11 protein-coding genes are annotated in these 11,910 nt (G+C 67.0%); 8 read left to right on the top strand and 3 right to left on the bottom strand.

Annotated elements, in window-relative coordinates:
- The first annotated feature begins 2 nt into the window (after positions 1-2).
- The 4 genes from C8J26_RS07770 (at position 3) to C8J26_RS07755 (ending at position 4,629) form a co-directional block, all read left to right on the top strand.
- On the top strand, positions 3-1,034 hold the full coding sequence (locus C8J26_RS07770) for a quinone-dependent dihydroorotate dehydrogenase (protein ID WP_107957406.1): 1,032 nt from the start codon (positions 3-5) through the stop codon (positions 1,032-1,034).
- Between the two features lie 149 nt (positions 1,035-1,183).
- Positions 1,184-2,923: a gamma-glutamyltransferase gene (gene ggt / locus C8J26_RS07765; protein ID WP_208631343.1), complete on the top strand. Its 1,740-nt coding sequence runs from the start codon at positions 1,184-1,186 to the stop codon at positions 2,921-2,923.
- A gap of 79 nt (positions 2,924-3,002) precedes the next feature.
- Positions 3,003-3,692 (top strand): SDR family NAD(P)-dependent oxidoreductase, encoded by a 690-nt coding sequence (locus C8J26_RS07760; RefSeq protein WP_107957405.1) that lies wholly within the window; start codon positions 3,003-3,005, stop codon positions 3,690-3,692.
- Positions 3,682-4,629 carry a 50S ribosomal protein L11 methyltransferase gene (locus C8J26_RS07755; RefSeq protein ID WP_107957404.1) on the top strand — a complete coding sequence of 316 codons (948 nt, stop codon included), beginning with the start codon at positions 3,682-3,684 and terminating at the stop codon, positions 4,627-4,629. The genes C8J26_RS07760 and C8J26_RS07755 overlap by 11 nt, the downstream gene beginning before the upstream one ends.
- 178 nt (positions 4,630-4,807) lie before the next feature.
- Here C8J26_RS07755 and phhA read toward each other — a convergent pair whose 3' ends face one another.
- A complete protein-coding gene (gene phhA / locus C8J26_RS07750) occupies positions 4,808-5,686 on the bottom strand; it encodes a phenylalanine 4-monooxygenase (RefSeq protein WP_107957403.1) in 879 nt (292 codons plus the stop codon).
- A 22-nt stretch (positions 5,687-5,708) separates the two neighbouring features.
- Between phhA and C8J26_RS07745 the strand changes: the two genes are divergently transcribed.
- Positions 5,709-6,374, top strand: coding sequence for a TIGR02117 family protein (locus C8J26_RS07745; RefSeq protein ID WP_244185214.1), 666 nt, complete (start codon positions 5,709-5,711; stop codon positions 6,372-6,374).
- A gap of 219 nt (positions 6,375-6,593) precedes the next feature.
- On the opposite strand, the gene C8J26_RS07740 is transcribed toward C8J26_RS07745, so the two are convergent.
- Both C8J26_RS07740 and C8J26_RS07735 read right to left on the bottom strand, forming a co-directional pair.
- Positions 6,594-6,872: a hypothetical protein gene (locus tag C8J26_RS07740; protein WP_107957402.1), complete on the bottom strand. Its 279-nt coding sequence runs from the start codon at positions 6,870-6,872 to the stop codon at positions 6,594-6,596.
- Positions 6,873-7,877: a glycerophosphodiester phosphodiesterase gene (locus C8J26_RS07735; RefSeq protein WP_107957401.1), complete on the bottom strand. Its 1,005-nt coding sequence runs from the start codon at positions 7,875-7,877 to the stop codon at positions 6,873-6,875.
- Between the two features lie 139 nt (positions 7,878-8,016).
- Between C8J26_RS07735 and C8J26_RS07730 the strand changes: the two genes are divergently transcribed.
- From C8J26_RS07730 to C8J26_RS07720, 3 genes are read left to right on the top strand one after another with little or no spacing between them, the layout of a single operon-like run.
- The gene (locus C8J26_RS07730) at positions 8,017-8,580 is read left to right on the top strand and encodes a 2Fe-2S iron-sulfur cluster-binding protein (RefSeq protein WP_082445319.1); all 564 of its coding nucleotides are present in this window, start codon (positions 8,017-8,019) and stop codon (positions 8,578-8,580) included.
- The gene (locus C8J26_RS07725) at positions 8,577-9,557 is read left to right on the top strand and encodes an FAD binding domain-containing protein (RefSeq protein ID WP_107957400.1); all 981 of its coding nucleotides are present in this window, start codon (positions 8,577-8,579) and stop codon (positions 9,555-9,557) included. The genes C8J26_RS07730 and C8J26_RS07725 overlap by 4 nt, the downstream gene beginning before the upstream one ends.
- 2 nt (positions 9,558-9,559) lie before the next feature.
- A complete protein-coding gene (locus C8J26_RS07720) occupies positions 9,560-11,791 on the top strand; it encodes a xanthine dehydrogenase family protein molybdopterin-binding subunit (RefSeq protein ID WP_107957399.1) in 2,232 nt (743 codons plus the stop codon).
- Positions 11,792-11,910 lie beyond the last annotated feature (119 nt).

The following is an 11,910-nucleotide window of genomic DNA, read 5'->3' as shown; positions in this document are numbered from 1 at the left end:
GCATGGCCTTCTACCACCCGCTTCTCTTCCGCCTCGACGCCGAACGCGCGCATGGCCTGACGATTGCCGCGCTCGCCGCATGGGGCAAGGCGGGCACCCCGCTCGCCCCCAGCGTTCCCCGGCTTGCGACCACCGTGGCGGGGATCGCGTTTCCCAATCCGGTGGGGCTCGCGGCGGGCGTCGACAAGGACGGGCGTGCGATCGACGGGTTCTTCGGGCTGGGCCTCGGCAGCGTCGAGATCGGCACGCTCACGCCCCTGCCCCAGCCTGGCAACCCCAAGCCGCGCATCTTCCGCCTTCCCGAAGACCGCGCGGTCATCAACCGGCTCGGTTTCAACAATGGCGGCCTCGATGCGGCGCTCGTCCGGGCGAAAGCCTATACGCGCGGCAAGGGCGTGCTCGGCATCAACGTCGGCGCGAACAAGGACGCAAGCGATCGCACCGCGGATTACGTCCACGGCGTCACCCGCGCCGCGCCGCACGCCGATTATATCACGATCAACATCAGCTCCCCCAACACGCCAGGCCTGCGCGATCTGCAGCACGGCGCGGCGCTGCGCGACCTGCTTGCTGCCTGTACAGGTGCGAAGGGCACCACGCCGATCTTCCTGAAGGTCGCGCCCGACCTCGAGCCCGCGGACATCGACGACATCGCGCGCGCCGCGATCGACAACCGCATCGACGCGCTGATCGTCAACAACACGACGATCACCCGCCCCGGGTTGCGCTCGGGGAATGCGAAGGAAACCGGCGGGCTGTCCGGCGCGCCGCTCGCGCCGCTGGCCCGCCAGCGCCTGGCCGACTTCCGCAAGGCGACCGGCGCGGCGATCCCGCTGATCTCGGTCGGCGGCATCGGCAGCGGTGCGGAGGCCTATGCCCGGATCCGTGCGGGGGCGAGCCTCGTCCAGTTTTATACCGCTTTGGTCTATGAGGGTCCGGGCCTGCCGGCGCGGATGCTGCGCGAACTGGACGCGCTGCTGACGCGCGACGGGTTCGCGAGCGTTGGCGACGCAGTAGGGGTCGACGCGCGCTGACACCCCCTTCCGTCATCCCAGCGAAAGCTGGGATCCAGAGCCGCGCAGGCCGCCCTGTGTGGCTCTGGATCCTGGGTCGAGCCCAGGATGACGGGGGAATGTACGACGACGCCTTGCCTCCTATTCGAACCGCGCTAGGTTCGCGCGCGATGAAGACTTCTCTCCTAGCGCTCACCCTTCTCGTCCCCGCCGCCACCGAGGCGCGCAAACCCACCCCCGCCCCGGCGAAGGACCAAGGCATGGTCAGCGCTGCCGACCCGCGCGCGGCGGCGGCCGGCGTCGAGATCCTGCGTGCAGGCGGCAGCGCCACAGATGCGGCGATCGCGACGATGCTCGCGCTCAACGTCGTCGAACCGCAAAGCTCGGGGATCGGCGGCGGCAGCTTCTGGGTCAGCCACGCGGCCAGCGGTGCGCTCAGCACGATCGACGCGCGCGAGACCGCGCCAGCCGCCGCCGACGCGCGCTGGTTCTACGCCCCCGACGGCACGCCGCTGAGCCATACCGACGCGGTCCCCGGCGGCCGCAGCGTCGGCATACCCGGCGCGCTGCGCGGCATGGCGCTCGCGCACCGCGCGTCGGGCAAGCTCCCCTGGGCGCAGTTGTTCGCCCCCGCGATCCGCCTTGCGACCAACGGCTTCCAGGCCTCGCCGCGCCTCGTCAACGGCATGTCGGCCTATGGCGACCACATCACGCCCGAAACGCGCAAACTCTTCTCCGCGCCTGATGGCTCGCCGATCGCGACCGGCGCGACGATCAAGAACCCCGCGCAGGCCGCTCTTCTCCAGCGGATCGCGACCCAGGGCCCCGACAGCTTCTATGTCGGTCCGCAGGCGCAGAAGATCGTCACCGCGGTCAACACTGCCGCGCGCAACCCGTCGAAGATGACTCTGGGCGACCTCGCCAGCTACGACGCCAAGAACCGCCCGCCCGTCTGCATAAAATATCGCGTGTACCGCGTCTGCGGGATGGGCCCGCCCTCGTCGGGCGGCATTACCGTTCTGATGATCCTCAAGCAGCTCGAACGCTTCGACATGGGCAAGCTCGGCAAGGACAGCGCACAGGCGTGGCACCTGTTCGCCGAATCCTCGCGGCTCGCTTACGCCGATCGTGACCTGTACGTCGGCGATCCCGATTTCGTCCGCGTGCCGGTGACGGGCATGCTTTCTCAAGGCTATCTCGCGTCGCGCTCCGCGCTGATCTCGCCCACGACGACGATGGCGAGCGTCGCGCCCGGCACGCCCCCCGGCGCCCCTGCCCGCGTCCGCGCGCCGGTCAGCGAAGTTCCCGGCACCACCGACCTCGCGGTCTCCGATGCGCGCGGCAACGTCGTCGAGGTGACGACTACCGTCGAGGGGTATTTCGGTTCGGGGATCACCGTCGACGGGACCGTGCTCAACAACCAGCTCACCGATTTCGACATCGTCCCCGAGAAGAACGGCGCGCTCGTCGCCAACCGGGTCGAGGGCGGCAAGCGGCCGCGCAGCTCGATGTCGCCGACGATCGTCTATGGCCCGGACGGCAAGGTCCGCCTAGCGGTCGGCGCGGCGGGCGGCTCGACGATCATCGCGCAGGTGGCCAAGGCGATCATCGGCGTGGTCGACTGGAAATTGTCGGCGCAGGACTCGATCGCGCTCGGCCTGATCTACGCCCCCGGCCATGTCGCCGCGGTCGAGAAGGGCACCGAGCGCGAGGCGATGGTCCCGGCGTTGCAGGCGCTCGGCGAAACCGTGCAGGTCGCGGCACTCGGCCTGAAGGCGAACGCGATCGAACGCGTCGGCGGCAAATGGGTGGGCGCGGCCGATCCGCGCAGCGAAGGCGTCGCTATCAGCGAGGACGGCACCGTTTCGCAGATCCAGCGTGTCGGCAAGCTGCAACGCGCGCCCGAATGACGATCCGCGTATCGTTCAGCTAGGCTGCGGGCGTCGGCATGGGGTGACGCAACACGAAACCGGACGCTAAGGGCGGCGCATGACCATATTACTCACCGGCTCCAGCCGCGGCATCGGCGCGGCGATCCATCTGGCGCTGACCGACGCGGGCGCCTCCGTCATCGGGCACGGGACCGCAAGCGGCATCCCCGCCGACTTCGCAGATCCGGCAGGGCCCACGGCATTGTGGAACGCTGCGCTGGAGCAAGCGGACGGTGCGATCGACGTGCTGATCAACAATGCGGGGGTGTTCGAGGCCAGTCCGCTCGGTGACGACGACTGGACCGCGCAGTGGGAGCGGACGATGCGGATCAACCTGACCGCATCCGCCGAGCTTTGCCGGCTGGCCGTGCTGCACTGGCAATCGCGCAATGTCGGAGGCCGGATCGTCAACATCGCCAGCCGCGCCGCCTATCGTGGCGATTCGCCGGCGCACTGGCATTATGCCGCGTCGAAGGCGGGGATGGTGGCGATGACCAAGACCATTGCCCGTGGCTATGCCCGCGAGGGGATCCTGGCGTACGCGGTGTGTCCCGGGTTCACGATGACCGGGATGGCGGACGATTATCTGTCGAGCCGCGGGGGCGATGCGTTGCTGGCGGATATTCCGCTGGGGCGGGTCGCGGCGCCCGAAGAGGTGGCGGCGGCGGCCAAGTTCCTTGCACTGGAGGCTCCGGCCTCGATGACGGGATCGGTGATCGACGTGAATGGAGCGAGCTATGTCCGATAGCTGGAAGCTGACTCTGCCCTGCACGCGGGCGGAGGCGGAGGCGATCGATGCGAGCGACGACCTCGGTAACGCGATCCCGGGCGACGCCGTGTTGATGACGACCGAGGAGATCGAGGACGACGTCGAATCGTGGCGGCTCGATGCGTATTTCGAGCATGAGCCGGCGGCCGATACGGTCGCGGCGGTGCGTGCGCTGGTGCCGAGCGCGGCGGGGGCCGAGATCGCGGTCGAGCGGTTGGGCGATGCCGATTGGGTGACGATGAGCCAGGCGGGGCTCGAGCCTTTGTCGGTCGGGCGGTTCTTCGTGCATACCGGCGCGCATGCGGGCGCGGTGCCGGCGGACACGCGCGCGTTCCTGATCGAGGCGAGCCGCGCGTTCGGGACGGGGCATCACGAGACGACCAGCGGGTGTCTGGCGATGCTCGACGGGATGGCGGACGCCGACTTTGCGAACGTGATCGATATCGGCACGGGGACCGGGCTGCTCGCGTTCGCGGCGGCGCATCTGTGGCCCGAGGCGGCGGTGATGGGGACGGATATCGATCCGGTCTCGATCGACGTCACGCGCGAGAATGCGGATCTGAACGGGGTTTCCGGGATCGAATTGGTCGTGGCGGATGGGACGCTCGACGACGCGATCGTGGCGACGGCGCCGTATGATCTGGTGATCGCGAATATCCTGGCCGGGCCGCTGGTGTCGATGGCGCCCGAGATCGCTTCGATCGCCGATGCGGGGGCGACGATCGTGCTGGCGGGGTTGCTGGAGACGCAGCGCGGCGGCGTGGTCGCGGCGTATGAGGCGTGCGGGTGCTCGCTTGAGGCGGTCGACCGGCGGGGGGATTGGAGTGTGCTTCGGTTGAAGGCGGGGGCGGTGCGGTTTGTGCCTAGCGGGCCGTTCGATCCCAAGGGGCGCGATGGGTGGGCGCTGGATATCTGAGCTGGCCGGCCCGGTAGAGACCGCCCTCGCCTCACCTCTGACGCCACCCCGGCGGAGGCCGGGGCCCAATTGGGATGGTGGTGCGACTCTATTTCAGAGGTTCGCCCAATTGGGCCCCGGCCTTCGCCGGGGTGGTGGCATCATGCCGGGGTGGTAGGATCGCGCCGGAGTGGTGGTACTATGCACTGAGCGTCGCGAGCTTCGCGTTCGCATAGTCCTGTGTGCCCTCGGTCAGCACGACATCGCCCGGCTCGATCTGCGCGACGGGGATATCCGGCAATGCCTTCAGTTCCTCGTACAACGGTGCGAAGTCGGTTTCGACCGTCAGTCGCAACAGCTCGTCGAAGCTGGGGATGACGAAGTAGTTCTGCTGGAAATCGTCGATCCGGTATTCGGTCCGCATCACGCGCGCGAGGTCGAGCGCAATGCGGTTGGGGCTTGGATCGTCGAGCGCGAACCGCGTCTCCGCATAGCTGGAGACGATCCCCGAGCCGTAGATGCGCAGGCCCTCGGGTTCGGCGATCAGGCCGAACTCGACCGTGTACCAATAGAGCCGCCCGAGATATTTCAGCGCGTCGAGCCCGAGCGCGCGCTGGCCGCCGCGGCCATACGCGGCGAGGTAGTCGGCGAAGACCGGGTCGGCGAGCATCGGGACGTGACCGAACACGTCGTGGAAGACGTCGGGCTCCTGCAGGTAATCGAGCTGGTCGGGGCGGCGGATGAAATTGCCCGCGACGAAGCGGCGATTGGCCATGTGGTCGAAGAACACGTCGTCGGGGACGAGGCCCGGCACTGCGACGACCGACCAGCCGGTGAGCTTCGTCAGGCGTTCGGAGAGTTCCTCGAAATCGGGGATGCCGGGTTTCGAGAGCTTGAGCACGTCGAGCCCGCGCAGCCACGCGTTCGACGCGCGCCCGGGGAGCAGTTTCGACTGGCGCGCGAACAGCGTGTCCCAGGTCGCGTGATCCTCCGCGGTATAGGCCGACCAGTTTTGCGGGATCGTCCAGTCGGGAGCGCCTTCGGGCGGCGTGCTCAGCACGTGCGTTTCTTCTGCCATGCGCATCGTCTAGCATGACGGAATGAAGACGGAAATGCGCGCGATCAGGCTGATTTTAGGGGGTATCGCGGCGGTGTTGGCGCTGGTCGCGAGCTATGCCGTCGCGGGTCTGGTGGGAGGCGCTATCCCGAGCAATCGTGACTGGGCGCCGCCTGCGCACGGGATCCGCATCTTCGTCGAAAGCAACGGGGTGCATACCGGGATCATCGTGCCGAAGGTCGCGGCCGGGGTCGACTGGCGCGGCGTGGCGCGCGCGGAGGACCTGCGCGATCCGCGGTTTGCGGGGTATGATCATGTGGCGTTCGGGTGGGGCGAGAAGACGTTCTACCTCGAGACGCCGACCTGGGCCGACGTGAAGCTGCGGACGGTGCTGGCGGCAGCGACCGGGAGCACGCGGACGTTGATGCATGTCGAGCATCTGCCGGTGCCGCGGGCGGGCGACGGCGCTCGAAAGATCGTGGTGACGCCGGCGCAGTATCGGCGGCTGGCGGCGTATATCCGCGCGAGCTTTCGCGACGGGGGTGCGCGGTATCGGGGATATGCGGGATATGACGCGTTTTATGACGCTAACGGCCGGTATGATGCGGTTCGGACGTGCAACAGCTGGACGGGGGATGCGCTTCGGTTTGCCGGGGTACGGGTCGGGGCTTGGACGCCGTTTCCGGTTACGGTGATGGGGTGGTTCTGAAGACTGTTCTCCCGCGAAGGCGGGAGTCCAGACTGGGCTCCCGCCTTCGCAAGAGAACAAGGACGTGAAGGGCACCATATCCTGGGTCGCAACCCCGGCGGAGGCCGGGGTCCAGTTGGGGGACGTTGCTGACGAAGGGCGGTGCGACGTTACCCTCTGTTTCCCAACTGGGCCCCGGCCTTCGCCGGGGGGGCGGCAGCTTGGTGGTATGAAAGGAGCTCAGTTCCCCGCGCGATAGCCCTGATACTGGCCGCATTCCGAGCGCTGCGGATCCTTCTTGCAGCGCTTGGCGAGTTCCTTGCGCTGCTTGCCCTCCTCGGCCTCCTGCTTGCGCATCTTGCGGCCGTAGTTGCGGTCCGATTCTTCCTGGCTGGTCGTCGTCCAGTCGACCGCCTTGCCGGCGACCTGGAACGGCGCCTTCACGATCGAGGTGGCGGTGCTGATGCAGCCGCTGACGAGGAACGGCAGGACGGCCAGCACGGGAAGGACTTTACGCATTTACTTCACTCCTGTGCGCACCCTGTCGCGCGCCTGGGCACCGTATAGCGGAAAGTCGGTGAAGAAACCGTCGATACCTTGGGCAAGCCCGGCGTCGATCTCACCCGCGATATCGCCATGTGCCGCCGGGTCCGCGCCGCGGCGGAAGCGTTCGGGTTCGAAATAGTTTTCGGCGCGGTAGGTCCAGGGATGCACGCGCAGCCCCGCCGCATGCGCGTCGGCGACCAGCGTCGTCGGTGACGCGCCGGACCAGAGCATCTCCTTGCCCGGGCCGATCCCATAGGCATAGGCCGCGACCGCCTTAAGGCCGTCGGGCGTGATCATCGCCTTGTAGCTCGGCTGCGCGCGATCGGCGGGGCCGCCCTGCCCGTCCATCAGCTGGATCAGCCGGATCTTGGTCATCATATGAAGCCGCTGGAGGTTCTTCACCTCGAACGACTGGATGAAGACCGGTGCCTTAGCCGAATCCCAGCCTGCCTCGCGCAGTTCGGCGACGAGCTTAGCGTCCGTCGGGTGGCCGATGCTCGCGAAATAGGTCGGGTGCTTGGTCTCGGGATAAATGCCGATCGTCCGGCCCGTCTCCTTCGAGCGACGCTTGGCGAGCGCGATGATCTCGGCGAGCGTCGGGATCTCGAACTGGCCGTCATAGGCGGTGTTGGCCGGGCGAAGTTTCGGCAGGCGCTCCTTCGCGCGGAGCGTCTTCAGCTCGGCGAGCGTGAAATCCTCGACGAACCAGCCGGTCATAGCCTGGCCGTCGATCGTCTTGGTGGTTTTGCGGGCTGCGAACTCGGGATGATCGGCAACGTTGGTAGTATCCGCAATGTTGTTCTCGTGCCGCGCGACCAGCACGTCGTCCTTGGTTGGGACCAGATCGGGCTCGATAAAGTCCGCCCCCTGGTCGATCGCGAGCGAATAGGCGGCCAGCGTGTGCTCGGGTCGCAACCCGCTCGCGCCACGGTGCGCGATAACGATCGGGGGCGATAAGGGGTGCGAGTCCGGGGCCATGGCAGCAGCTTGCCCGCTCGCGGCAATGAACGCCAGCGTACCAAGGCGTGAGAGCCAGTCGCAATAGGAAACCATTGGTCGCATCGGCGTTCAGTCCTCGTATTTCCAAAATTCCCAGCGCTAAACCAGGGGTCCTCCCATGCATTTCACGATCAATGGTCAATCATATGACGCAGAGCCCGATATTCGTACGTCGGTGCTTGATCTATGTCGCGAACATCTCGGGCTGACGGGCTCGAAAAAGGGTTGTGACCATGGCCAGTGCGGGGCGTGCACCGTCCTGATCAACGGGCGTCGCGTCAATTCCTGCCTGACGCTCGCCGTCATGCACCAGGACGACGAGATCACGACGATCGAGGGCATCGGCCAACCGGGCAACCTGCACCCGTTGCAGGACGCGTTCGTGCGGCATGACGGCTATCAGTGCGGCTATTGCACGCCGGGGCAGATCTGCTCGGCAGTCGGCATGCTCGACGAGGTCAAGAAGGGCTGGGCAAGCCACGCATCGGGCGACCTGACCGATCCGAAGTTCGACGATGCCGAGATCTCGGAACGGATGAGCGGCAACCTCTGCCGTTGCGCCGCCTATCCGAACATCGTCGATGCGATCCGCGAAGTCGGCGACACCGCGCCCAAGGGCCGGTCCGCGGACGAGAAGGACGCCGCGATGGACGCCAATGCGCGCGGGGAGCTGGTAGCATGAAGACCTTCACCTACGAAAAGCCCGCGACCCCCGAGGCTGCGGCGCAGGATGCTGGCACCACCGGCGCAAAGTTTATCGCGGGCGGTACCAACCTGCTCGATTTGATGAAGCTGCAGGTCGAGACGCCTGATAAGCTCGTCGACATCAGCCGCCTCGATCTCGCGAAGATCGAGGAGCGCGAGGATGGCGGGCTGACGATCGGTGCGCTGGTGCCGAACAGCGATCTCGCCGCCGACCGCCGCGTCGTCGCCAAGTATGAGGTGCTGAGCCGCGCGTTGCTCGCGGGCGCCTCGGGGCAGTTGCGCAACAAGGCGTCGACCGGGGGCAATCTGCTCCAGCGGACGCGCTGCTATTATTTCTATGACACCGCAGCCGCGTGCAACAAGCGCGAGCCGGGCAGCGGCTGTTCGGCGATCGGCGGGTTCAATCGCATCCTCGCGATCCTCGGGACCAGCGAGCATTGCATCGCGACGCATCCGAGCGACATGGCGGTGGCGATGCGCGCGCTCGACGCGACGATCGTGACGCTGAAGGCGGATGGCGATCGGCGTCGTATATCGATCCATGAGTTCTATCGCTTGCCGGGCGATACGCCGCAGATCGAGAATGCGCTCGAAGCGGGTGAGCTGATCACGCATATCGAGCTTCCCGCGCCGCCAAAGGGCAAGCAGGAATATCGCAAGGTGCGCGATCGTGCGTCCTATGCGTTCGCACTCGTGTCGGTGGCGGCCGTGGTCGACGTGCAGGACGGCGTGATCGCGTCCGCCTCGCTCGCGTTCGGCGGGCTCGGGCCGATGCCGTGGCGCAATCCGGCGGTCGAGGCCGCGTTGGTCGGCAAGGCGCCGTCGGACGAGGCGTTCGAGGCTGCGGCCACGGCGCTGCTCGCCGATGCCAAGGGCTATGGCTCGAACGACTTCAAGATCCCCCTCGCCCGTCGCACGCTGATCGCGACGCTGCGCACCGTAACGGGAGCATAAGCATGTTCGGTTTTGGAACCACCAACAGCCTGACGATGGACAAGCCGCATCCGGACAGTCTTCTGGATACCGGCGTCCAGGGCGTCATCGGCAAGCCGCTCGACCGGATCGACGGTCCGCTCAAGGTCACGGGCACCGCGACCTATGCGGCCGAATACCAATTCGACGACATGGCCTATGGCGTGCTCGTCGGCACGAAGATCTCGGCGGGCAAGATCGTCTCGATCGACGTAGACGCCGTGAAGAGCATCCCCGGGGTGCTCGACGTCGTCACCGACTTCGACCAGTTCATCCGCGTGTCCGCACAGGGCGGCGCGACCGATGCGCCGACTCAGGGCGTCAAGGACATCGCATTCTTCGGCCAGATCGTCGCGATCGTGCTCGCCGAGAGCTTCGAGGTCGCGCGCGATGCGGCGGCCCGCCTGCCGATCGTCTATGACGAGGCCGAGGGCCAGTATGACTTCGCCGCGCACCGCGACGAGACGCGGATCCCGCCGGACGACGCTGCGCCTGCGCATTTCAAGCAGGGCGATGTCGACACGGCGATGGCCGATGCAGCGGTGACGGTTGACTCGACCTATGTCACGCCAAGCCAGAATTCGGCGGCGATGGAGCCGCATGCCTCGACCGCGGTGTGGGGAGAGGATGGCTCGCTGACGCTGTACGGCGCCTATCAGATGCCGACATCGGATGCGCAGCAGCTGGCAAAGTCGCTCGGGCTGTCGGCAAAGAAGGTGCGGATCGTTGCACGCTATATCGGCGGCGGGTTCGGGTCGAAGCTCGGCATCGCACCCGAGAGCGTCGCGGCGGCGATCGCGGCCAAGCAGCTTGGCCGTCCGGTCAAGGCCGTGATGTCGCGTCCGCAGGTGTTCGAGGCGACCGTGCGGCGCTCGAATACCGAGCAGCGCGTGCGGCTCGCGGCGAATGCCGAGGGCAAGCTGACCGCGATCGGGCACGAGACGCTCGCATCGAACCAGTCGACCGAGGATTATTTCGAGCCCGCCGGGATCGGCACGCATCTGTTGTACGGCGGCGAGAACCGGCTGATCACGCATGATCTCGTCGATGTGAACCTCGTCCTGTCGGGCTCGATGCGCGCGCCGGGCGAAGCCGTCGGGATGCTGGCGCTCGAGGGTGCGATGGACGAACTCGCGGAAAAGCTCGACATGGATCCGATCGAGCTGCGCAAGCGCAACGATCCGAAAATCGATCCCGAGAAGGACGTCCCCTATTCGTCGCGCAACTTGACTCGCGCGCTCGACGAGGGTGCGGCGAAGTTCGGGTGGGACAAGCGCCAGAAGGCCGGCACGCGGCGCGAAGGCGAGTGGCTGATCGGCATGGGCGTATCGTCCGCCGTGCGCGGCAACATGATGATGGAATCGTCCGCCAAGGTCGAGATCCATCCCGACGGCTCGGCCACCGTGTCTTCGGCGATGACCGATATCGGTACGGGCAGCTACACGATCCTCGCGCAGATCGCGTCGGAGATCCTGGGCATCCCGGTCGCCAACATCACGATGTCGCTGGGTGACACCAACGATCCCCCCGCAGCGGGTTCGGGCGGGTCGTGGGGCGCGGCCTCGTCTGGCACCGCGGTCTATCTCGCCTGCGAGATGCTGCGCGGCAAGCTCGCCAAGGCGATGGACGTCTCCGAGGACGGGCTGACTCTGAAGGACGGCAATGCGATCGGCGACAACCGCTCGACGCCGATCGGCGAGCTGGTCGGCAAGGGTCTCGAGGCGACCGGGCATATCAAGCCGGGCAAGCAGGAGAAGGAGACGTCGCAGGCCGGGTTCGGCGCGCATTTCGCGGAGGTCGCGGTCAACGTGATCACCGGCGAGACGCGCGTGCGTCGGATGCTGGGGTCGTTCGCGGCGGGGCGTGTGCTCAACGCGAAGACCGCGCGGTCGCAGTGCCTGGGCGGGATGACCTTCGGGATCGGCACCGCGCTGACCGAGGACCTAATCCACGACACGCGGACCGGCAAGCTGGTGAACCACGATCTCGGCGAATATCACGTGCCGGCCAATGCGGACGTGCCGCAGATGGACGTGCATTTCGTCGACGAGCGCGACATCCATGCGAACCCGATCCACGCCAAGGGGATCGGCGAGCTGGGGATCTCGGGTGCAGGCGCTGCGGTGGCGAACGCGGTGTATAACGCCACGGGGATCCGGGTGCGCGAGTTCCCGATCACGCTCGACAAGCTGCTGGATCAGTTGCCGGCGGTTTGAGGGGGCGCTGTTCCCCCGCGGAGGCGGGGGTCCAGGAGAATGAACGCCACTCCCCGTAACCCTGGATCCCCGCCTCCGCGGGGAAACAGTTTGCGGCGGTACGTTTTGCCAGAACTACC

The sequence above is a fragment of the Sphingomonas aurantiaca genome, assembly GCF_003050705.1.
Taxonomy (GTDB): Bacteria; Pseudomonadota; Alphaproteobacteria; order Sphingomonadales; family Sphingomonadaceae; genus Sphingomonas; species Sphingomonas aurantiaca.
The sequence above is the reverse complement of the archived record's forward strand: the minus strand, read 5'-3'. Positions and strand labels throughout refer to the sequence as shown.